At 62.0% G+C, this 22,407-nt stretch carries 16 protein-coding genes; 6 read left to right on the top strand and 10 right to left on the bottom strand.

All coding sequences use genetic code 11. The annotated features are described in order from the left end of the window. Positions 1-36: 36 nt before the first annotated feature. A complete protein-coding gene (locus AB0O89_RS07640) occupies positions 37-963 on the bottom strand; it encodes a glycosyltransferase family 2 protein (protein ID WP_363495859.1) in 927 nt (308 codons plus the stop codon). After that, the gene (gene glf, locus AB0O89_RS07635) at positions 960-2,096 is read right to left on the bottom strand and encodes a UDP-galactopyranose mutase (RefSeq protein ID WP_363495856.1); all 1,137 of its coding nucleotides are present in this window, start codon (positions 2,094-2,096) and stop codon (positions 960-962) included. Before glf ends, AB0O89_RS07640 begins: the two co-directional genes overlap by 4 nt. 160 nt (positions 2,097-2,256) lie before the next feature. On the opposite strand from glf, the gene AB0O89_RS07630 reads away from it, so the two are divergent. Continuing rightward, positions 2,257-3,285, top strand: coding sequence for a glycosyltransferase (locus tag AB0O89_RS07630; RefSeq protein ID WP_363495853.1), 1,029 nt, complete (start codon positions 2,257-2,259; stop codon positions 3,283-3,285). Here AB0O89_RS07630 and AB0O89_RS07625 read toward each other — a convergent pair. From AB0O89_RS07625 to rfbA, 6 genes are all read right to left on the bottom strand, one after another. Continuing rightward, on the bottom strand, positions 3,257-4,399 hold the full coding sequence (locus AB0O89_RS07625; protein ID WP_363495850.1) for an ABC transporter ATP-binding protein: 1,143 nt from the start codon (positions 4,397-4,399) through the stop codon (positions 3,257-3,259). The two genes, AB0O89_RS07630 and AB0O89_RS07625, sit on opposite strands and share 29 nt — an antisense overlap. A 101-nt stretch (positions 4,400-4,500) precedes the next feature. Then, a complete protein-coding gene (locus AB0O89_RS07620; protein WP_363495847.1) occupies positions 4,501-5,421 on the bottom strand; it encodes an ABC transporter permease in 921 nt (306 codons plus the stop codon). 9 nt (positions 5,422-5,430) lie between these two features. Then, on the bottom strand, positions 5,431-6,609 hold the full coding sequence (locus tag AB0O89_RS07615; protein ID WP_363495844.1) for a glycosyltransferase family 2 protein: 1,179 nt from the start codon (positions 6,607-6,609) through the stop codon (positions 5,431-5,433). A gap of 30 nt (positions 6,610-6,639) precedes the next feature. Beyond that, on the bottom strand, positions 6,640-8,361 hold the full coding sequence (locus AB0O89_RS07610) for a rhamnan synthesis F family protein (RefSeq protein WP_363496213.1): 1,722 nt from the start codon (positions 8,359-8,361) through the stop codon (positions 6,640-6,642). Positions 8,362-8,498: 137 nt separating this feature from the next. Continuing rightward, positions 8,499-10,424: a rhamnan synthesis F family protein gene (locus AB0O89_RS07605; RefSeq protein WP_363495841.1), complete on the bottom strand. Its 1,926-nt coding sequence runs from the start codon at positions 10,422-10,424 to the stop codon at positions 8,499-8,501. A 59-nt stretch (positions 10,425-10,483) separates the two neighbouring features. Further along, positions 10,484-11,356 (bottom strand): glucose-1-phosphate thymidylyltransferase RfbA, encoded by an 873-nt coding sequence (gene rfbA, locus AB0O89_RS07600; protein WP_363495838.1) that lies wholly within the window; start codon positions 11,354-11,356, stop codon positions 10,484-10,486. A 75-nt stretch (positions 11,357-11,431) separates the two neighbouring features. On the opposite strand from rfbA, the gene rfbB reads away from it, so the two are divergent. The 3 genes from rfbB to AB0O89_RS07585 are packed head-to-tail and all read left to right on the top strand — an operon-like array spanning position 11,432 to position 15,848. Continuing rightward, positions 11,432-12,430 carry a dTDP-glucose 4,6-dehydratase gene (gene rfbB, locus AB0O89_RS07595; protein ID WP_363495835.1) on the top strand — a complete coding sequence of 333 codons (999 nt, stop codon included), beginning with the start codon at positions 11,432-11,434 and terminating at the stop codon, positions 12,428-12,430. After that, the gene (locus AB0O89_RS07590) at positions 12,430-13,845 is read left to right on the top strand and encodes a bifunctional dTDP-4-dehydrorhamnose 3,5-epimerase family protein/NAD(P)-dependent oxidoreductase (RefSeq protein WP_363495832.1); all 1,416 of its coding nucleotides are present in this window, start codon (positions 12,430-12,432) and stop codon (positions 13,843-13,845) included. Before rfbB ends, AB0O89_RS07590 begins: the two co-directional genes overlap by 1 nt. 5 nt (positions 13,846-13,850) lie before the next feature. Then, positions 13,851-15,848: a hypothetical protein gene (locus tag AB0O89_RS07585; protein ID WP_363495829.1), complete on the top strand. Its 1,998-nt coding sequence runs from the start codon at positions 13,851-13,853 to the stop codon at positions 15,846-15,848. A 26-nt stretch (positions 15,849-15,874) separates the two neighbouring features. Here the strand turns inward: AB0O89_RS07585 and AB0O89_RS07580 are convergent, their stop codons facing one another. Continuing rightward, positions 15,875-16,771: a glycosyltransferase gene (locus AB0O89_RS07580; protein ID WP_363495826.1), complete on the bottom strand. Its 897-nt coding sequence runs from the start codon at positions 16,769-16,771 to the stop codon at positions 15,875-15,877. Positions 16,772-16,803: 32 nt separating this feature from the next. Here AB0O89_RS07580 and AB0O89_RS07575 point away from each other — a divergent pair, with 32 nt between their 5' ends. Continuing rightward, on the top strand, positions 16,804-18,036 hold the full coding sequence (locus AB0O89_RS07575; RefSeq protein WP_363495823.1) for a hypothetical protein: 1,233 nt from the start codon (positions 16,804-16,806) through the stop codon (positions 18,034-18,036). 33 nt (positions 18,037-18,069) lie between these two features. Continuing rightward, the gene (locus AB0O89_RS07570) at positions 18,070-19,263 is read left to right on the top strand and encodes a glycosyltransferase family 2 protein (RefSeq protein WP_363495820.1); all 1,194 of its coding nucleotides are present in this window, start codon (positions 18,070-18,072) and stop codon (positions 19,261-19,263) included. A gap of 345 nt (positions 19,264-19,608) precedes the next feature. On the opposite strand, the gene AB0O89_RS07565 is transcribed toward AB0O89_RS07570, so the two are convergent. After that, on the bottom strand, positions 19,609-22,278 hold the full coding sequence (locus tag AB0O89_RS07565; protein WP_363495817.1) for a hypothetical protein: 2,670 nt from the start codon (positions 22,276-22,278) through the stop codon (positions 19,609-19,611). Positions 22,279-22,407: the final 129 nt, after the last annotated feature.

Here is a 22,407-nt window from a genome sequence, read left to right as displayed (position 1 = left end):
AAGGCTCGGTCTCGCGTTTAGTCGGAGGGCGTCCGCTTAGCCGGAGGGCGGCACAGAGACACCAGCCCGCCCGCGCCGACCAGCGCTTGACGGGTAACGGATACCAGCCCACGTACCCCGCGCTGCGGCTGAAAGCTTCGCACGTCTCGCGTTCTCAAGCAGCAGCAGCTTCACCCACGCCTTGAGCGAGTATCGAAGATCTTCCCCGAACCAGCCTCGCGGCCCGAACCGCCGCAGAAGGATGATGCGGTTGCGAGCCGAGTAGAAGTGGCGCAGGGGTGAGTAATTGGCCAGATAAACTCGCCGACCAAATATGTCGGCAGGCTGCGAGTCTCCGAATCGATGATCTAGGAGGGTGTCGAAGACCTTGACGTTGACGTAGCCGTGAGCCTTGGCGCGTAGACAGATATCGTGATCGACGTAGTCGATAAAAAGGTCGGCGTCGTGCAGGCCGACCTCATGAAGAAGCATCGCGGAGAACAGAGACCCTGAGGAAATCAGGGTATCTACGTCGCGCGCACCGACTCCCCGATCGCGGTCATAAACTCTGCCGGTCTCGGCCGCGCGAAGGGCGGGGCCGACGACACCAGTCCTTGCACCGTGACGGTCCGCGTGCGCAAGCAAGGCGTCGAGCATGCCCGGGCCCACCGTACTGTCCTGGTCGAAGATCCACACGTACTGGTAACCCGCGTCGAGTGCCGTCTGCATCCCGACGTTGAACCCCGCACCGACACCCACGTTGCCCGCTTGATCGATGAGCGTGACCCGCTTGTCACCTGCGAGCGGCGAGAGAGTCGCTGCTGTCGGCGCGTCGGGTGAGTTGTTGACCACGAATACGCGCGACACCTGCTGAAGAAGAGCCTGCACGTTGCCCACCACAGCAACATCGGGGTGATAGCAGAGCACGATCGCAGCGACGGACGACCCTGCTCCCACGACTGGGGGTGAATCGTTACTGCTCATGCCAGTTCGTTGCTCCACAGCGCCAAGGCGGAGGCGATCGCCATGTGCATGTCGAGATATTGGTAGGTGCCCAATCGGCCCCCGAACCACACGCGTGTCTCCCGGGCAGCACGCCGCCGATAAGCGAGCAACCGCGTTCGGTCTGCTGAGGTGTTTACGGGGTAGTAAGGCTCATCGGGGCCTTCGGCGAAGCGAGAGAATTCACGCATGATGACGGTCCGGTCTCGTGGGTACTGCTCGGAGCGCTCAGGGTGGAAGTGACGGAACTCGTGAATCCGCGTGTACGGCACCTCGGCGTCGGCGTAATTCATGACGCTTGTTCCCTGAAAATCAGGGATATCAAGGACCTCTCGTTCGAAGTCGAGAGTCCGCCACGTCAGAGGACCCTCAGCGTATCCGAAGTAGGCATCCACCGGACCCGTGTAGACCACATCAACCGACCCCACCACTGCCTCACGGTGAAGCGGCTGGTCACGATCGAAGAAATCCGTACTGAGCCGGACGTCAATGTGGGGGTGGTCGGCCATCCGCTCAAGCCAGGCCGTGTATCCGTCAACCGGGAGGCCTTCCCACCGATCGTTGAAGTACCGGTTGTCGTACGTATACCGCACCGGTAGCCGGCTGATGATGTCCGCGGGTAGGTCACGTGGATCGGTTTGCCATTGCTTCGCCGTGTAGCCGCGGATGAAAGCCTCGTAGAGAGGCCTGCCGATCAGCGATATCGCGCGTTGCTCGAGATTGGCAGCCGACTTCGCGTCGAACTCAGCTGCTTGCTCAGTAATCAGCCGACGCGCCTGGGCGGGCGACAGCGCGGAACGGAAGAACTGATTGATTGTGCCGAGATTGATCGGAAGCGGGTACACCGTGCCCGCGTGCGTCGTGTAGACGCGGTGGACATACCGCGTGAAGGCCGTGAAGCGATTCACGTAGTCCCACACCGCTGCGTTTGACGTGTGGAAAAGGTGAGCACCGTACCTGTGGACTTCGATGCCCGTCTCGGAGTCCAGTTCGCTGAACGCGTTACCCCCGAGGTGAGATCTGCGATCGATGATCGTAACTCTTCGCCCTGCCGCCGCCGCGCGCTCCGCGACGGTCAGACCGAACAGGCCCGAGCCGACCACCAACAGATCCATGCATCCACCTTCTAGCTGCATCCGAGTTCCGTGGCTCGTGCCGATCTGCTGAGCTCGGTGCAGACATTTGAGTCTATCGAGCGCGCGTCGGCATCCCCGTGTATGGGTGAGGGCCCCGTAGAATTCCACAGGTGTCATTTATCGCAGCCCCGGATGCCCCGTGAGTACTCTGGGGGGGTATGTCAGACGAGCGATCACCGCCGTCCGCCGCCGAGTTCGCTGGTATCGCGGCCAGCTCAACTGGACCATCCAGGTGAGCGCGCCCGGGGACGATACGGCCAAGCGATGGGGAGATACCGCATTCGCGAATGATCTCGCCGACGCCCTCAGGACTCAAGGACAAGAGGCACGGGTCCAGTTCTGGGATGCGCCGAGTCCGTACCCGCACGGCGACGAGGATGTCGTAATCTCGCTCCTCGGCCTCCATCGCTGGAGTCCGAGCGCGGCAGTTGTGAACTACCTGTGGATTATCAGCCATCCCGACGAGGTGAGTGCGGCAGAGCCGGATGCGGGATGGACTCGCATCTTTGCCGCTAGCTCATCCTGGGAGCGCCTCGATGAGCTAGGCGCGGAGCCGCTGCTTCAGGCAGCCTCGGCCAGGCGTTTCGATCCAGCCAGGACTATCGCTCGACGCGACGCCGACATTGTCTTTGTCGGCACATCCCGTGGCGTCAGGCGCCCCGTGGTCTCTGACGCAATCCGGGTAGGCGCTGATGTAGCCGTATATGGGCATGATTGGGAGGCCTTCGTGCCGGCGAGAGCAATCCGCACGGACTATCTCCCCTTCGCGGAGGTCCCTGGGGTCTATGCGGGCGCACGCGTCGTGTTGAACGATCATTGGGACGACATGCGCCGCGCGGGCTTCCTGTCCAACCGCCTTTTCGACGCCACTTTCCTTGGGTCACGCGTCATTTCAGACGACGTTCCCGGTCTCGAGGAGGTCTTCGGCGGCCTTGTGCGCACCTATTCGTCAGATGAAGAGCTCGTGAGGGCCCTCACTTCCGACGACTGCTGGCCCGACCCAGACGAGCGGAACCGCATCGTCAGCCTCGTACGCCGCGACCATTCGTTCGACGCCCGGGCCCGGCACCTCATCGCATGCGCTCGAGCAGACGGGCGCGACGCGTTCCGCTCAGTCGCTCGACGGCGCCGGTCGGGCATCATTCATCGACGAGAAGGGACGCGCTGACTGCGCTACGGACCATCCCCGTCATACGCTCATAGTTCTCCGTGTTAAACGAGGCCGCCTGAGGCGTGTCGTGGAGGTGACGCCCTGCTGAGTCCATGAGCGAGGTGTTGACGAAGTATTTTCCCGAACCGAGCGTGGTCGACTCGACGATGAACTCGAGCCGCGCGACGCCTCGAAGTGGCGGCGTCTCAAGGCCGAGCCTGCGGGTGTCCGTGCCGAAGACCTTCTGTCCGAGCGTGTTGTCAATCTGGATTGCGCAGAGCCAGTCTGTTAGCGTTTCCCGGGCCTCCACTTCCGCCGTGACGATGAGGTCGTCTCCGAATCGGATCTCCTCGCCCTCGCGGCGACCTGCTGCGCGCACCGTTGTTCGAAGAACTCTCCCCGCCGGCCCGTCGGCCTCCTGATCCGCGCTCCCCGTGCGAGCGGCATCTTCATCCCGGCGACGGCCCTCGAGGATGTCGCGAAACTTCGCCACCGCGACCATCGAATCACCTTGGTAGACAACCTCACCCCGATTCATCAATACCGCACGATCGCAGAGCTCGGTGATCTGTCCAAGACTGTGGCTCACGATGATGATCGTGCGGCCTTCTTCTTGAAACGAACGGATCTTGTCCAGGCACTTCCGTTGGAAAGCTTCATCACCGACGGCAAGAACCTCGTCGACGAGGAGGATGTCGGGATCCGTGTGGACCGCTACCGCGAAGGCCAGGCGTACATACATGCCGGACGAGTAGAACTTGACCTGCGTATCGATGAACTCTCCGATTCCGGAAAACGAGAGGATGTCGTCGAACTGAGCGTCAGTCTCTTCTCTCGACAGACCCAGCAGCGCTGCGTTGAGGTAGACGTTCTCGCGCCCGGTGAGGTCCGGATGGAAACCCGCGCCGAGTTCGATCAGTGCTGCCACGCGACCGCGCTGACGCACGGACCCGGAGGTAGGTTGGATGACCCCGCCAATCACTTTCAGCAGGGTGCTCTTGCCCGAACCGTTGTGTCCGATGAGCCCGATCGTCTCGCCTGCACGAATCTCGATACGCACCTGACGCAGTGCCCAGAAGTCCTCTCGATGGCGACGCCCGGCGCGCCCCAGCGTCACTAGACGCTCCTTCACGGACGAATCTTTGCGTACGGTGAAGCGCTTGGAGACATCTTCTACATCGACCACGACGGGACGTGAGACCCGATCAGGCAGGTTTTCCATCACGGTTCGACCTATAGTTCCTGTGCGAAATCGCCCTGCAGGCGGAGGAAGATTCGGTGGCTGCCGAGAAGGATCACTAGTCCAACCAGGATGGCGATCGTCATCCTCAGCAGCAACTCGGTGGGCTGCGCGACGGAGTCCGACTCGAGCCAGAACGCACGCTGGAAGCCAATCACTGCAAGCGTGAGCGGATTGTTCGTGTAGAGATCCAGGATCAGCGAGTTGGTCACGCGTTCACTCACCATCTGCCACGAGTAGACCACCGGACTAGCCCAGAAGAGCACCATCATTGCTACCTCGACGAGGTACTGAACATCACGGAGGTAAACGTTCGCGGCCGCGAGGAAGAGCCCGAACCCCAGGGCATAGATCAGCACGATCAGCACCGATGGAATCGCGTAGAGCAACTCCGCGTGCCACGGAAAGCTTCCGGACACGATTGTCGCAACAACCAGAATCCCGAGCTGGATAGAGAAGTTAAAGAGCGCGGACCCGACCGACGCAAGCGGAAACAGCTCGCGCGGGACATAGACCTTCTTCACGAGCGCCGCGTTTGCGATGACAGCTCCCGTTGCGCCCACTAACGTCTCCGAGAAAAGACCCATGATCGTCAGTCCAGTGAAGATGTAGATCGCGAAATCGGGGATTCCCCTTGCAGCTTGCAGAAACTGACCGAGGACGATGTAGTAGATCGCCAACTGCATCAGGGGACGCGCGAGAGACCACAGAAAACCGAGGGCCGAATCCTTGTACTTGGCCTTTAGGTCGCGTCGGACCAGAAGGCCGAGCAGCTCCCGATGACCGAACAGATCACGAACCGGTGCCACGAATGAACGAGCGCCCGACATCGCGGGTGCTCCGACTACTGTCAACGGAGCCTCAGCCAATCTCGCGAAGCGCTCCGGAGCAGCCCCGCCATTGCTCTCACTCACCCGGTTAGCTTAGTCCGACTCCGTGCCGACGTCGCCTCGCCCGCGCCTAACCCCCCACACCGGCGCGAGGTAGGAACCGACGCGGTTTGCGAGGCGTACGGCGAATCTACGGTGTGCTGCATCAAGCTGTCGTCGAAGGTCTGCGATCTGCTCATCCCGCTGGTCAATGTGCGTCTTACCCTCGGCAACCGCCAGCATCGCCACGTGAAGCGAGGCATGCACGGCCTCCAGCGACTCCCGAAGGTCCTGCAGGCGACGCTCGTACTCGGCCTCGATCGCTGTGAACCTACGTCCGTCTCGCGCCAGTTGGATCTGTCGTTCGGGCAGATACAGAACGTCGGGCACAAGGGTTTCAGACATCTCGGCCGCGATGAGCGCAAGCCGTCGATCCTCCACCAGCTCGGCATCTACCATCAGGTCGGCGATCTCGTCAGGGAGGGGGTGCTTTGCGACATAGGTCTCTTCGAGACGGCCTTGCTCCAGACGTCGGAAGTCCTGCATCCCGTGGTGGCGCGGGCTCGGCTGCAGGTCCGGGTTCGCCCGGTAGGACTCGCCGGTGTTGCGGACCTTTCGCTCATATTGCGCCCACGATCGCCAGGGAACATGGAGCACTTCGATACGAGGTTCGGGGGCAGGGTCTCCCCAGCCAGCAGCCGAGACGAAGTGATTGCCCTGGCTGACAGAAACCTCGGGGTGCGCTCGGTGAATTGCGTCCCCAGTCGGATGGAAGGGTATTCCCGCCGAGACCAGCCGTTGAGCATCTCTCCGGTCACGGTAGATCAGTCGCTGCAGCCCCGTTCCATCGATGGCCGGCGCGCCCGTGAGGTTCACGACCTCCACGGTGACGTAAGGCACTGTTTCGTCGATACAGCCGAGTTCGTCGCGCAGAGTGCTCGTCTCATTCGCCGCAACAAAGAACTCGTCTGCGTCGGCGTTTATCACCCAGTCTGCGCCGTACTCGGTCGCGGCGAGGCGCGCCATCCTCGTCACGGTCTCGGACTGTTGCTTGCGATGTACGGGATCATCCCAGACCGTGACGAAACCGGTCTGCGCGAATCGCTCGAGCGTCTCTCGTGTTCCGTCGACCGAACCGTTGTCAGTGACCAGAATGTGGTCAACGCCTTGCCTTCGGTGATGCTCGAGCATCGCCGCGATAATGTCCGCTTCGTCACGGACCATCATCGTCATCACGATCTTCACAATGGTAAGAACCCGCTCCTAGGTAGCCCTCATCCACGGGTTGATGCGCCTGAGGGCGCGGCGCCATCTCTTGAGACTATCCACAGCCCGCGCAAATGTCCGATTCCGGTGGGGATGATTCAAGCTCACGTACATCCGCGCGAAGTCGATGAACGTCCCCGTGCCGGCGAAGCCCATACCTTTCACGAGACGGATCTGGTTCAGGACATCACCGGGGATCGTCGCAGACAGCTGGTCGAGGTTGAACTCCAGCGATGTATGGCTCACAGCCATGTACTCAGGAGTCGCGATCGTGCGCGAATGGTATCCGAGCTCCGCAGCCGCATAAACGGGTACACGCTCCAGCACGTGCGCCAGACCGCCATCTCGGTAAGCTTCGGCGCCTCCGAAGTCTTGATAGCTCCAGTTGTGCTCAACAAGGAGCCGCAATGCCTCAGGTCGGGCGAAGAACATCGAGCCGTATGGGGCGAGCGGCGTGATCTCGTCCACGGGTACCCGAATCCCGAGTTCTCGACTGAGTCGTTCGTATCCTGGCTTGTTTGACCACCATCCTCGCCCAAGTGTGGGGTAACCGAAGTGGATTGTCGGAGGGAACGCAAGACCGAGGCCGGACTCGCGTTGGAACAGCGCGAGCACATTCGCGGCATAGCCTGCACTGCCCAGAAGATTGAGGAACTGCTGCTGCTTGAAATGGCGACCGACGTTGAAGCCATCCTGCGGCGTCTTCTTCGAGTGGAGCTTTACGACGACGTCGAACTCTCCCGACAGCAGGATGTCGCGACACCCGATCAGGAAAGCACTTTGGTCACGACCGTTGTTGGACGCGACCACACGGACTTCGCAGCGACTGCGAGGCCACCGCAGCGAGACAGTCCGCTCGATCTCATCAGCACGCGCGCGATCCGGTGTTGTCACGACCAGTTTGCATTCGCCCGGGAGCCGCTCCGCAAGATCAAGAATCTCGTCCGTCATGTCCGGGTAGAAGATGTGGGCAATCACGACCACGCGAAGAGGTCGGTCCTCGTCGTACGCGAGCCCGTCGTGAAACAGAGTCGAATGCAGCCCCAGATTGGTGTGCAGATCTTTGGGCGCGACGCTGCGCGCTAGGGATGAGAGAGCGGTACTTCCCGGGTATCCCTGAGCGATCATCGCCTCCCACACGTCGCGGCCGATGACAGCGTGTTTGTCGAGAAACGGCGGGAAACTTGTGAAGATCCGGCGGACGATGATCGGGCACCCGCCCTCTACCAGATCAACGGCGCGGAATAGGGCAGGGTCAGTGCTGTTGAAGCGCACCCCAGGAAACGCTGCCTCCCAGGTGAGTGCGAGATCGCTAAGCCAGCCGGCAATCGCCTCGCCGAGTTCGGTCCAAGCCGGCTGTTGAGAGAGAAAGTCCGCCCACTTCCGCCACGGGAGCCGGTGTGGGCGCACGACGATCCACTCGGGCGAAGGCACTACGGCCGCTTGGCTATCGCTAGTGTCATCGGCGCGGTCGGTCATCGACCAGAGCGCGGCCTCGCTTCTCGTCATCCGGTCGAGCAGCGCGGGGAATGGACCCACAGGACCGAGCCATTGGTCCCCCGTGAAGATCACCTCATCGAACCTGGTGACGCTGAGCCGATCCGCCGCTGCGCTCCATGCCGCCGTCGCTCCGACCTCTCCCGGAACCCCGAACGAGTGCACGTCATCTGCGATCTGCTCCGCGCGCTCGAGACCCTCGGGACTAAGCCCGCCTACCACCGTGATCGAGTCCACCTCGGCGCGCAGAGCCACCAGGGCGTATTCCGTGGCTTCGTCTATCTCGCCGCGTCGGTCTGTTATCGCGAAAACGAGCGCGCGGTGCACGACCGGAGCGGACGACGAGAAACGCTCAGAACTCACAGCTTTCCTCCTTCTGCCCGTGAGGGACTCCGACGAGGAGGGCGACGCAGTGCTTTGACCTTGACGAGCACCCGCCTGAGAAGGTCGAGCGCGGGATCGGCGCGACGAGCTAGCCTCGGGTATTTGAACCGAAGGTACATCCGCGCGAAGCTCCCCGGGCCAGCCGCGCTCATCCATCCCGCGCGGTGGAGGAACTGAATCTGCTCCACGGGATAGCCGGGCGTTGTCGAGGCCAATTGGTCGAACGTGTACTCGAGTGAGAGGTGACTGAGCGCCGCGTGTCTCTCCGTCATGACCGTACGGCAGTGGAACCCGGACTCGCCCGCAACATTTGCGATGACCCGTTCCTGCGTACGAGCAAGATCGGCTCCGCCAGAGGCGCCTGCGCGTCGATAGTCGTCGTAGGCCCACTTGTGCGCGGTGAGTGCCCGCATCGCGCGAGGGCGGAAAACCATCATTCCTCCCAGGGGCGCCAACGGGGACACCCCATCGAGAGGTACTCGGACGCGCAACTGCTTACACAACCGCTCGGCTGCGCTGGCGTAGACCGACCATCCCCGTCCGAGCGGCGTATAGCCGATGTGCACGGTTGGCGGAAAGACGACACCGAGGCCCGGTTCAGATTCGAAGAGGGCCAGCAGGTTGGAGAAGTAGCCAGGTGAGTCGATGATGTTATCGACCTGTTGGCTCTGAAAGTACCGTCGCGCGTTCTGGGTGGAGGTACCCATCTTCATCGTGTGGACACGCACGATCAGGTCCAGGTCCTCTCGTGCCAGCACGTCAGCCAGGCCGACAAACAACGCCGCGATATCGCGTCCATCGTTGGGAGGAAGCGCGCGGACCTCTGCGGACGTCATCCTTGGATCGTCCCTGTTTCGCAGCGCCTCCCGGACCGATTCCGCGTCGGTTGACGAGGCGACCGTCACGACAAGCTCGAAAGCTTCGGTTATGGCTGACAGCCGGTCGAGAAGCGCTCCCGCCGCTGCTGCGTCGGAAACGTGCAGTGCGACAAGTAGGCGCGGCCTCGCTTGAAGCTTCACCGGGGCATCGGGGAGCACCTCCAGCATGGCCAGATCAGCGTTCAATGTCCGTGGTGCGACGTTTCTCGCAAGGTTGGAGAGGATGTTCTCCACCGGATAGCCGTACCCGGCGACCCTGCTGAGCAGATCCCGACCGATAACGGCGTGACGGTCGAGGAATGGTGGGTAGTGGAAGAATGGCCGCCGCTTGATCAGCGGGCAACCGGCATCAAGAAGCAGATCCGCGTTGAACAACGCTGGGTGATCTGTCGGATAGTCCTCGCTGGGGAAAGCCACCCCGTGGGTGAACCCCTGGCTTTCAAAGGCATGCGTGAACACGACTTCATGTTTGAGTACAGCATCGAAGTAGCCCGGCATGCTCGGAAGGTCGCGCCAGTAATCACGCCATTGTGATGACTCCAGCATGCGCCGTCGCACCGCGATCCAGAACGACTGCAGGTGGTAGTGCATCACCCCCTTCCGCGTGAACGGATTCGGCTCTTCGCGCGCGTGATCGGTCATCCCCCAGAAATCGATTGGCTCCGCATCCATACGTTCAAATACGGGATCGAACGGGCGCACCGGGCCGTACCACGTGTCGTTCGCGAAGACGACTTCGTCATACTCGTTGATGGCTTCGCCGAGGTGGTCAATAGCGTGCTTGTGTGCCCAGATGTCGAAGCCGACATTTGGACGCACGAGTATCTCATCGCAGACCTCTTCCAGCGCAGCGCGCCCCCCGTTGTCCAAGCTGCCGTTGACGACGACCAGGATGCGGTCGGAATGTGTTCTCAGCCCCGCGAGTGTGAAGAGTACGAAATCCTCGACGCCTCCGCGCCTGTCCCAAACGACATAGACAAGCAGGCGTCGTCCGCCTGTGGGGAAGATCTGAGGTTGCGTCACCTGACCACCGTTCGTGACGGGCCCGGAATCTCCGAGACCCGAATCATCAAGCGGCGATCCTACTGCTTTCCATATTCAAGAACCTTGAGAAGGTAGGCGCCATAGCCGCTCTTGACCAAGGGCATAGCGCGTTCGCGGAGCTCGTCGTCGGTGAGGAAGCCCATTCGCCAGGCGACCTCTTCAGGTGCTCCGATTGAGAGCCCCTGGCGTTTTTGAACAGTGCGAATGAACTCGGTCGCTTCGCTGAGCGAGTCAAACGTACCCGTGTCCAACCATGCCGTGCCTCGCGGCAGCAACTCGACCTGAAGCGATCCCCTCTCGAGGTACTCCCGGTTAACGTCCGTGATCTCGAGCTCGCCACGCGGCGAGGGCTTGAGCTCTTTGGCGATATCCACAACATCGTTGTCGTAGAAATACAGCCCGGGCACTGCATAGTGGCTCTTAGGCGTCTCAGGCTTCTCCTCGAGCGAGACGACCCGCCCGCCGGCGTCGAATTCGACAACCCCATACGCGGTTGGGTCATCGACCCAGTATCCGAAGACTACGCCGCCGGTCAGGTCGTGATAGCGACGAAGACGCGTGCCCATTCCCGGTCCGTAGAAGATGTTGTCGCCAAGAACGAGAGCAACACTGTCGGTGCCGATGTGATCCTCACCAAGGATGAACGCCTGGGCGAGACCGTCGGGCGATGGCTGTGTTCGGTAGGTGATCGATACACCGAACTGTGAGCCGTCCCCCAGTAGTCGCGTGAACTGATCCGCATCGTGCGGGGTCGTGATCACCAGAATCTCGCGGATGCCGGCGAGTATGAGCGTCGACAGCGGGTAATAGATCATCGGCTTGTCGTAGACCGGGACGAGCTGCTTTGAGACGCCGAGAGTGACCGGATGCAGCCGCGAACCCGTGCCTCCGGCAAGAATGATGCCCTTCATGCGTACCAGTCTGATCGATCGCGCTCGGTCGGCCAAGCCAGGGTGCTCTCATCCGCTCCAGATAGTCTTTGTTGCATGCGTACGCTTCTAGTCACTGGTGGTGCTGGGTTCATTGGGTCGAATTTTGTTCACCATGTGATTGAGCACACTGACGACAACGTGGTGGTGCTCGACAAGCTGACGTATGCGGGTAACCGGGCCTCGCTTGAAGGTCTCCCCGATGACCGCGTGCGGCTGGTCGTCGGTGATATCGCGGATGCGGAGACGGTTGATCCTCTGGTGGCAGAGGCTGACGCAGTGGTCCACTACGCGGCGGAGTCTCACAACGACAACTCGCTGCACGACCCGCGTCCGTTCCTGGACACGAACATCATCGGCACGTACACGCTGCTTGAGGCTGCCCGTAAGTACGGGACCCGGTTCCACCACATCTCCACCGACGAGGTGTATGGGGATTTGGAGTTGGATGACCCGGAGCGGTTCACCGAGCACACTCCGTATAACCCGTCGTCGCCGTATTCGTCTACCAAAGCCGGCAGCGACCTTCTCGTGCGCGCCTGGGTGCGTAGCTTCGGGGTGCAAGCAACGATCTCCAACTGCTCGAACAATTACGGGCCCTATCAGCATGTGGAGAAGTTCATTCCGCGGCAGATCACGAACGTGATTCGCGGCATCCGTCCCAAACTGTATGGGGCGGGCGAGAACGTGCGGGACTGGATCCACGCCGATGACCATTCCTCAGCGGTTCTCACGATCCTGGAGAAGGGTGAGATCGGGCAGACATACCTGATCGGCGCTGACGGTGAGAAGAACAACAAGACCGTGGTCGAGTTGATCCTTACTCTGATGGGTCAGGATGCTGACGCTTACGACCACGTCACCGATCGGGCCGGTCACGACCTGCGGTACGCGATCGACTCCACCAAACTCCGCACTGAACTGGGGTGGGCGCCCCGGTTCCAGGACTTTGAGGCCGGCCTTGCCGCGACGATCGACTGGTACCGCGCCAACGAATCGTGGTGGGCGCCGTCCAAAGACGGTGTTGAGGCGTTCTACGCCACCAAGGGTCAGTGATGACGGAGTACGGCAAACCGTTGGCGGTGACCGAGACCCCGGTCCCTGGGCTGGTCGTGTTCGATCTTCCCGTGCACGGGGATCCCCGGGGCTGGTTCAAGGAGAACTGGCAGCGGGAGAAGATGACCGCGCTGGGCCTGCCCGATTTTGGTCCGGTGCAGAACAACATCTCGTTCAACGACGCCGTCGGCACCACGCGCGGCATCCATGCAGAGCCGTGGGACAAGTGGGTCTCGGTCGCCACCGGACGCATCTTCGGCGCGTGGGTCGACCTGCGGGAAGGCCCTACCTTCGGCGCCGTCTACACGACCGAACTCGACCCGTCCCGCGCGATCTTCGTGCCCCGCGGCGTCGGCAACTCGTACCAGACCCTTGAGCCCGACACCGCCTACACGTATCTCGTCAACGACCACTGGTCCCCGACCGCCACCTACAGCTTCCTCAACCTCGCTGACGAGACCGCCGCGATCGACTGGCCGATCCCCCTCGACCAGGTCGAGATCAGCGAGAAAGACAAGAAGCATCCGCGCCTGGCCGATGTGACACCGATCGGACCCCGGAAGATCCTCGTCACGGGCGCGAACGGACAACTCGGCCGCGCCCTGCGCGCGGAGTTCGGTGACGCCTCGCACATCGACTACACCACCCGCGACGACCTTGACCTGACCGGCCCCGACCTCGCCACGGCCCGCCGCTGGCGCGACTACGGCACGATCATCAACGCCGCCGCCTACACCGCCGTCGACACCGCCGAAACTCCCGACGGGCGCCGCGACGCATGGGCAGCGAACGTCACCGCCGTCACCGCGTTGGCGCGCATCGCGACGGAGAATGGCATCACCCTCGTCCACGTCTCCAGCGACTACGTCTACGACGGCGCATCCGACACCCCCTACACCGAGGGTGAACCCCTGAGTCCGCTCGGCGTCTACGGGCAAACCAAAGCAGCAGCCGACGCCATCGTCGCCACCGTACCTCGCCACTACATCATCCGCACCAGCTGGGTCATCGGCGACGGCAAGAACTTCGTCCGCATCATGGCCTCGCTCGCGCAGCGCGGCATCGACCCCCGCGTCGTCAACGACCAGACCGGACGACTCACCTTTACCGACGATCTCGCGGCAGGAATCCGCCACCTTCTGGACACCGACGCGGTGTCTGGCACCTACAACCTCACCGGCTCGGGGCAACCGAGCACGTGGGCTGATATCGCTGCGCAGGTCTTTGAAGTAACCGGCCACGACTCTGCTCGTATCACCGGCATATCGACCGACGAGTACTTCGCGTCGTCAACTGCTCCGGTCGCTCCCCGACCGCGCAACAGCACCCTGGACCTCGCCAAGATCCGAAAGACCGGGTACGCGCCGGCAGACTGGAATGAGTCGCTTCGCCGCTACCTGGCAGGTGAGAGCTGAACGGAGTGCCGAACCGACTCTTCGAGTGGTGGACGAGATTCACCGCCCCCACCGACGACGATCTGCCTCGGGCCCGGGTTCTCGGAAGCGGAGCCGCACTGTTCTGCGTGATCTTCGCGATCCTCGTCACTACAGCGATCAACGGCACATCGTCTGGCGCGTTCTTCGCAATGATGTACGCGGGCTCCGACCCCGCGCTGCTCTTCGGCGCACCAAACCTTATCCGAACCGATGAATGGAATGTACAGACGGTCTGGGCGATCGCCCAGGTGCAACAGGGGCTCCCCGTTATCAACGGCACCTTCCCGGGGGGGATGGATGCGACCATACCCCAGGATCTCCCCCGAATTGACTGGAGCGCCGTCTTTCGCCCCCACCTCTGGGGCTTTCAGTTCCTTGACGTCGATCACGGGCAAGCGTGGAAGTGGTGGCTCCCACTACTCGGTGTCGCCATTGCCACCTACACCTTTGCCGCCGTGGAGATGCCGCGCCGGCCGCTCCTCGCCGCCCTCAGTGCCGTAGCCGTCTCCGCAAGCCCCTTCCTGCAGTGGTGGTTCTTGCAGACCACGCTGTGGCCACTCGCCTGGGGGTTTGCCACCCTCGCCGCGGTGAGATGGTCACTGCGCACCTCACGATCGTGGCATCGCTGGATCTGGGCATCGGTCATCATGTATCTCACGGTGGTGATGGCGATGGGCATCTACGTCCCCTTCATCGTTCCCGTCGTCATCATTACGGCGCTCACCGCGATCGGAATGGCGATCGCGGCTGCGCCCGGCCTTCGGTGGCCCACCGTGATCATGAGGCTGGTGCCGTTGCTTATAGGCGGGGTCGTAGCTGGAATGATCCTCATTGTCTGGCTCATCACGCGGTGGAGCACGGTAACCGCCTTTCTGTCTACTGCCTATCCCGGAGAGCGCTTGGTTCCGACCGGGCTGGGCGCGTCTTTGCAGTCAATCGCGGCACTCTTCGGATCGTCTTTCACAGGTTCGCTGCGAAATGCAGGGCGATTCCTCGACGGCAACGCCTCCGAGTCAGCGACGTTCTTCCTGCCCGCGGTGTTCCTTCTTCCCGTGATCGTTTGGGTTGTCGTGAAAGCCTGGCGGTCGCGCCGAGCCGACGTGTGGCCGCTTCTGCTCGCGGTAGTGGGTGGAATCGTGCTCCTTGCCTTTATCGTGATACCCGGCTGGGATGCTGTCGCGCACCTCCTGCTCCTTGACCGCTCGACGCCGGTGCGCGCGCGCATCGGTTTGGGTTTCGGGTCGTTCGTCGTCGTGATCCTGTTGCTGGGAATGCTCTCGCGGAAAAACCGCCCCGGATGGCTAGTTGCGGCTCTCGGCACAGCTGCCTTCATAGCTAGTCAGGCCGCGATAGCGGGCGGCCTTGCCGTGAATGCACCGGATCTGCTGCAGCTCTCGGGGCCATGGTGGTTCATCACGATTGTGTCTGCTCTTGTCATACTCGCAGTCGGTCGCGCGTGGCCGATTGTCGCGATGGCCGCACTCGCAGCGGTCGGACTGATCGGTTCTTTTGGCGTGAATCCGCTGTACCGTGGCGTGTTCGATCTGCGTGACACCGCGCCCGCCCAAGCGATCATGCAAATCAACGACCAACATCCTGGAACATGGGTCGCCGTCGGAGACAGACTGAGCACTGCCCTGGTGCTCGAAAGCGGCGTCACGGCATACAACGGTTTCCAGGGGGCACCCTCCGCCGAGATGTGGGAACAGATCGATCCCACATCGACATACGCCTTCGAGTGGGACCGACTCGCGGGTGTGTCATGGGTACCCGGCCCCGGCGCACCTGTGATTACCAATCCGTATCCGGACCAGATCCAAGTCACTTTCGATGCATGCTCGGAGTTCGCACAGGAGAATGTTCAGTATGTCGCGTCTGACTCCGCAGCGGATCTGGACCAGCGCTGCCTCGTCAAATTGAACAGTCTTCCGGTCGCGTCGACTGACATCATCCTCTGGGAAGTGGTGAGCCCCCCGGACTAGGACCGGTGTTCATCGTGGCTGGGGGTTCAGGGCCGCAAAGCATGGCGCAGCAAGACGCCGGCACCCCGCGTATCTCTGCCAATGAGAGCGGCAGGGACCGTCGTAAGCGCGTTTATGCGGCTAGAGAGATGCCGGCGCGCAGCACGTGCAGCACGGCGCCATCCGCTGGCAAAAAAGCGATCAGCAAGATGTCCGAAGTATGCCGACTCCTCAACAAACCGGCTCCCGTCCACTGCCTTCCACGATGAAACGCTGGTGGCATGCCTTCGATACGAGAAGACGACATCATCGTCCAGGACGAGCGAGCCGCCCTGTTCGCAGACGTCAAGTGCGAGGGCAAGGTCCTGTACCACGTCGTACCCGGGCGAAAACCCGATGCGACGCGCCAGCTCACCGTTCCAGGCGATGGCCGGAAAGTTCATCCAGTTCCCGCGAGTCAGGCTCACCGCCATATCCTCTCCGGAGAGCTGCAGCGGCTTCGGCCCACGCGGCCTGTAAAACGCCTTAGCGGTATCGACGAGTGATCGCGTGGGACGCCCCTCGGCATCGATGATCTCGGTACCTGGATGAAGCAGCCCCGCATGCGGATATCGCTTGGCGAGCTCCAAGATCCGTGTGACATAACGCGGATGCATCAGATCGTCGCACCCGAAGATCGTGACCCATTTTGCGCTCGATCGTTCAAGACACTCCTGAAACGATCTGTTGATCCCGAGATTCACCTCGTGGCGGATCACTTCGACTCTGCTGTCAGCGACTGACGCCGCCCAATCAAAGGGTGCACGGTCGGGGTACGCGTCATCGATGACGACGAGACGCCATCGGTCGCTGTCTTGTGCCAGCACGCTCGCGACAGCTTCGCGAAAATGATCCTCCCGGCCGTAGAACGGCAACATGATGTCGACGCGTTCGCTCTCGCTCATCCCGCTCCTCTCCTTCGGTAACATTGGCCACCATGACCGACTCCGGCTCAGCAGTGCGGGACTCGGTCCTCTCGACCATAGGAACCATCGCACAAGGGGCGTCACGCTTCGCCTACACGGTGATCGTCGGGCGTCTGCTGGGCGCCGACGTTCTCGCTGCCACGAACACCGCTTTCGCTGTGTCGATTCTACTTTCGCTCCTGGGGCCGACCGCAGCGGGCAATGCCGCGGCGGCATTCGGCGGAACAGGCCAGACGGGAAGCGTGACCATAAAGACGCTCACCATCATGATGGTGTGGATGAGCGCGATTCTCGGCGCTGTCGCTCTGGTCACGGCTCACCTTCTCGGAGGCGACGGAGCAGCTTCGCTCATGGTCGCCGCGCTGACCATGAGTTGGTCCTGGTATATCTTCGGCCGGGGCGTTCGCTTCGGCATGCGCCAGGTGCCGGCGGTTGCGGTGTGGGACAGCGTCACGGGCGCGCTCTCCCTCGTGCTGCTCGTATCCGTCATCTCGACTCATATGACACCTCTGGTACTGGCACCAGCGGTGATCGGCTACGGGGCTTTCGCCCTCGCGAGCCTGGTCGGCGCGCGGCGAGCGGCGCGCAGGCGCAACGGTGAGGAACGGCCTGCGCCCGCCCAAGCACTGGCGCACTTTCTCATATGGTCATCGCTTGGCCTCATCGCGACGAACGGCATCATGCAGGTCTCGATGGTCTTCGCGGCTGTCTTCGACAGTCCCGCACGCGCGGGTCTCTTCGCCGCAGCACTTTCTCTCGCGACACCGTTGTCCATGCTCGCGCAAGCGGTGACTCCAGCTCTGCTGCCCCGGTTCGCTCAGTGGTCTCAGCTGCCGCACGCCGATCGCACGCGTAGCATTCGACGAGCCACACTCACGCTAACCGTTCTGCTTGGGGCAGGTGTTGTCGTTGTCATCACCGTCCTGCCGTGGGTGCTGCCGATCGTTTTCGGTCAGGACTTCGCCGGAGCGGTACCTCTCGCTCAGGGCTTGATGGTCGCCGTCTTTGGATTCTCGCTCTCAGTCTTTCTCAGCGCCTACCTAGCAGCCATCGGGCGCGCACGTATATCCACCCTCGCAACCGGTACGTCCACTCTTGTCGGATTGACGATAATGATCGGCGCAAGCATCGGGCTCGGCGGCGCAGTGGGTGCCGTCATCGGGGCTGGTTCGGCGATGATCCTTTCTGCTGCCCTACTGGCAGCGATCAGTCTGCGGCCGAGTAGGAGGGAGCGTGTCGGGTAGGATCATGAGGTTTGCATCGACTCGAAGGCCCCGATGACTATTCCCCACACCGAGCTCACCATCCTTATGCCCTGCCTCAACGAGGCTGAGACGCTCGCGGTCTGCATCGACAAGGCGAAAGGATACCTCGACCGGTCCGGCGTGAACGGGGAGGTGCTGATAGCCGATAACGGCAGCACCGACGGCTCTCAGGAGATCGCCCGGTCGCACGGCGCCCGAGTGGTCGACGTGCCCGTGAAGGGATACGGTGCGGCGCTCATCGGCGGAAGTGAAGCCGCTGCAGGCGATTATGTGATCATGGGGGACGCCGACGACAGCTACGACTTCACTTCTCTCGATCCTTTCCTCGAGCGACTTCGAGCCGGCGACGACCTGGTCATGGGCAATCGATTCCTCGGCGGGATCGAACCGGGCGCGATGCCACCGCTCCACAAGTATCTGGGAAACCCCGTACTGACATGGATTGGGCGCATCCTCTTTCGCTCGCCGATCCGCGACTTCCATTGCGGGCTACGCGGTTACAATCGCCAATCCATCCTCGATCTAGAGCTGTGCACGACTGGTATGGAATACGCGAGCGAGATGGTGGTCAAGTCCACGTTGGCCGGACTGCGAGTCAGCGAAGTTCCCACGACGCTCTCGAAGGACGGTCGCAGTCGTCCCCCGCATCTTCGCAGCTGGCGAGACGGCTGGCGCCACCTGCGTTTCCTCCTCATTTTCAGTCCGAACTGGCTGTTCCTGATCCCTGGGCTCATCGCCCTCGTTCTTGGCATCGGCGGCTCACTGGCACTGCTCCTCGGCCCTGCGAGAATCGGCCCGGTTGGTTTGGACATAGCCAGCCAGGTCTACCTCGCCGCTCTCGCCACCGTCGGGTACCAGTCCATCCTCTTCGGGGTGTTGACGAAGCTGTATGCAGAGCGAGAGGGCTTCCGACTACCTCGCGGCCGAAATTTCACCTGGCTCGCGAAGCGGATGACACTCGAGGCGCTCGCGCTGGTGGGCTTCGGACTCTTCCTCATCGGTTTGATCGGACTCATCATCCAGCTCGCCGCCTGGGGCAGCCAGGGCTACGGGCCACTCGACGCGGCCGATACCGTACGAGTCGCTGTCCCGGCAGCTCTCATGATGATCCTCGGGGCCCAGACGATCATGGCCGGTCTCTTCCTGGGCATTCTGACCATCCCGACAAGGTCGGTCGATGTCATGCGCGGGCGCAGCAACGACTGAATCGTCAGGAGCGATTCACCCTGAGTTTCGTTCCTATCCGGCGCTATGGGAAAAAGGGTTTCCCCAAGGCTGTAGCGGCGACGTTCCAGCCAACGACGCAGGGGCATGACGTCGGTGAGGAAACCTCGAGCGAGGCACAGGCCGAGATCAATCGACTGAAGAGGCACGCTCGCTGACGGCAGGATCTCGTTCGCCTTCTCGAACTCGGCGATCTGTGTTCTTCGCCACCGAGCTCCCCCGCCATGGGTCTGGATGATCGCATTCGTCCGAAGATGAACCTCGCGTAGCTGCCTCCTTCGCAGGGAGCGAACGGGGCGAAAATCAGGGCGAATCAGGAGCGACGGCTCAGGAGACCTTGGACAGAGCCGAACACAATGCGCTACCGAGTACCGTGTCCGAGGACTTCGCTGCTCTTCCCGCGGAATAGAGGACGCCCCCGCGGGGTTCGTAAACAGTGTCATCGCAAACCACCGTTGTCGACAGTGAGTCGCTTCCCGTCGGCGATCGCCAACTGTTAACTGTTCTTACACGTGTGGACAATCCGAGCGCCTCCACCCGCGAGAACGCCGGGACGTAGTGGAACTTCTCGCCGTCGAACAGGTATACCTCGGGGGAACTCGGAGACTTGATGAGTTCTCCCGTCGTGAAGTACTGGTCACCCTCCGCATAGGCGCTGAGGGCCGCGGCCGACACCGTGAGAATCGTCGGCGCCGTCGTACCACTCAGCTCGGTGAGTCGGGCCATCGTCGGGATGTAGCGGCGCACGCCGTCCACGAGGTGATAGACCGCAGGGCGTGTCGCCGACTTGATGAAGATCGGGCGAGGATCTTCCCATGCGGCAGGGAGAAGTGCACACAGAGATTCGTCAAGTGAGACGCTCGCAAACTCTTCGGCTCCGGCCGCTGGGTACCGTTTGCCGCCACTCACGTATGAGACGACACCGTCACAGGTGATGAACCATCCAAGCGAATCGGAAGTCCGGTACCCAGACAGAGTGGAATCGGACACCCGGGTCGCCGTCGCCCGTATACCCAGAGCGTCTGCGATGTCCCAACTCGGAAGATAGAGCAAACGACCATCCTGCGTCGGCAACCACACCTTGGGACTCGATGTGCCCACGACGAACTGTCCCACAGCAAAGGCGTGGAGCTCGTCAGCCGGGATCGTGTACGGCGAACCGATCGTGAATGCTTTGAACGCGGACGCCGAAATCGTCAGGATCCGCGGCGAGGCTGATCCCGCCAGCGCAACGAGTCGACTCATCGATGGTACGTAGCGCAGCTCACCCTTCGTAGCCTGGTAAACGTCGGGAGAACTGGATGTCTTCACAAACAACTCACCCGCGGCGCTCGACGAGACGCGAAGTTTCGCGCACGTGCCCTCGTCGAGGGCCGTGACGGAGAATCCGCCCGCGTCCTTCACACGATAAAGCGTCCCTCCGGAACCGTATGCCGTAGCATCACCGCAGCTGACGAAGCGAGTCAGATCCACCGGCTTGCCGTAGCGAGAGAGAGCGGACTGGGGTACACGGCGCGCCGATTGACCAAGGCCAAGATCACTCGTCACCGCCCACGTCGGGACGCGCAGCAGCCGACCGTCACTCTGCGGAAGATATACGTCCGGGCCAGCGTTCGTGAACACCAATGTCGATGGCACAAACCGGACATAGCTCACCTTCCGGCTCGCGAGGGCAGCAGCGCTAAGCACCGCTGCATATGGGTTCTTTTTGCCGGTGAAGTACGTGACCGCTGCGGCATCGTAATACGGCACGAGGGTGGATGCCGTCAGAGAATGGATCCGGCCACCTGTCGTCGTGCGCGCGAACTCGGTCATCTCGCTGGACTTCTTGAACTGCGTGAAGTCTTGCGACGCAAGTTGGGTAAGGCTGGCACAGGAACCGCCCCACAGGGCGACAAGATCACACGTGGCGAACCGATGAATCGACCCGCCGTCGATGTACGAGATCTCGCCCGTGCTGGTGTTGCGAATGAACCGCGACGCCTGGCCCCCGTCGACAAGGGCGCCAAACAGCTGATCACCAACCGCGACTGCAGACCCGAGCGCCTGGCTGAATGCGGGCCAATCATCCGCGGTGATGTGGTACCGCGTCGCGCCGCTAACGAGGTAGATGTCCGCGCCCCTCGATATAAGCAGCTTGTAGGCGACCTGGGTGGAGCCAAACCAATCCGTGAAGTAGTTGAAGAAGTTGCGGTTGCCATACGACGAGCAACCGTCACCCAGCCCGTATCCCGCCGACAACGCAGCGGCGTTGGGCTGGTATGGCGTGTAGTAGTAGAGGTTCGCGGTCGCCTGGTTCTCGATGAGCACGGCGCCCCGGCCGCACGAAGTATTGGGGTGGTACTGCACGTTCCAGGTCTTCCCTGGCGCGTACCACGTGAAGTAGTTGCTCGTGCCAGGCGGGTTTGCGTACCGCTTCATCTGCCGTGCGCCCCCGTAGACCTGGTTGAACAGACCGTAGTACGCGGTGTCACACGCGGCCGTATCAGGGCACCCCTGGCCCATTGCGGCCTGATAGGCCCACGAACTCGGGGCCGTCGATGTGATGAGTCCCTGTTCCTTCTGGAGCATGACGATGATGACCTGCGGATTGATCCCGCAAGCCTGCGCAACCTTGTAGATCACGCGGGAAGCCCGCTCCATGCCGCCGCCGGAGTACGCCCCGCACATCGGATCAGCAGCGATCGAACGCGTCTGGACGTAGTAGTCCTTGAGACAGGTGTAGCCCGACCTACACGAGGAGACCTTCGACTCGAGGAAGGACTGGATTTGCGCCTCTGTCATCGTCGCGGAATTGAAGAAGACCGCATCGCTGATGATGTTTCCGGGCTTGAACTGGCTGAGATCCGCGGCCTTAACGATCGAGCTGTCCACCGCTGTGGACGAGACCTCCGTCTGGACTGTTTCGATTGCGGCGGCAGGAGGCGCGGGCGCGACCCCGACAAGTCCCGCGCCGATGAGCACACCCGTAGCGACAGTCGCCGAAACGGCGAACATCAGCCACCGCAGTCCCCCACGGGTGTGACCTAGATGTGATGTCCAGGCAGGTTGCTTTCGATCCTGCTGATGGGTGGGGCTCCGATCGCGGAGTGTCGCCTGTGGTGATTGTAGAAGTGGATCCAGCCC

Source organism: Microbacterium sp. NPDC076895, from assembly GCF_040687115.1.
Classification (GTDB): Bacteria; Actinomycetota; Actinomycetes; order Actinomycetales; family Microbacteriaceae; genus Microbacterium.
This window is presented reverse-complemented; position numbering and strand designations above follow the sequence as displayed.

Excerpts from the sequence above, each read along its gene's own strand:
- AB0O89_RS07580 (WP_363495826.1), bottom strand. The coding sequence starts at position 16,771 with ATGAGCGAGAGCGAACGCGTCGACATCATGTTGCCGTTCTACGGCCGG.
- AB0O89_RS07590 (WP_363495832.1), top strand. The coding sequence starts at position 12,430 with ATGACGGAGTACGGCAAACCGTTGGCGGTGACCGAGACCCCGGTCCCT.
- glf (WP_363495856.1), bottom strand. The coding sequence starts at position 2,096 with ATGGATCTGTTGGTGGTCGGCTCGGGCCTGTTCGGTCTGACCGTCGCG.
- AB0O89_RS07575 (WP_363495823.1), top strand. The coding sequence starts at position 16,804 with ATGACCGACTCCGGCTCAGCAGTGCGGGACTCGGTCCTCTCGACCATA.
- rfbB (WP_363495835.1), top strand. The coding sequence starts at position 11,432 with ATGCGTACGCTTCTAGTCACTGGTGGTGCTGGGTTCATTGGGTCGAAT.
- AB0O89_RS07570 (WP_363495820.1), top strand. The coding sequence starts at position 18,070 with ATGACTATTCCCCACACCGAGCTCACCATCCTTATGCCCTGCCTCAAC.
- AB0O89_RS07565 (WP_363495817.1), bottom strand. The coding sequence starts at position 22,278 with ATGTTCGCCGTTTCGGCGACTGTCGCTACGGGTGTGCTCATCGGCGCG.
- rfbA (WP_363495838.1), bottom strand. The coding sequence starts at position 11,356 with ATGAAGGGCATCATTCTTGCCGGAGGCACGGGTTCGCGGCTGCATCCG.
- AB0O89_RS07615 (WP_363495844.1), bottom strand. The coding sequence starts at position 6,609 with ATGACGATGATGGTCCGTGACGAAGCGGACATTATCGCGGCGATGCTC.
- AB0O89_RS07640 (WP_363495859.1), bottom strand. The coding sequence starts at position 963 with ATGAGCAGTAACGATTCACCCCCAGTCGTGGGAGCAGGGTCGTCCGTC.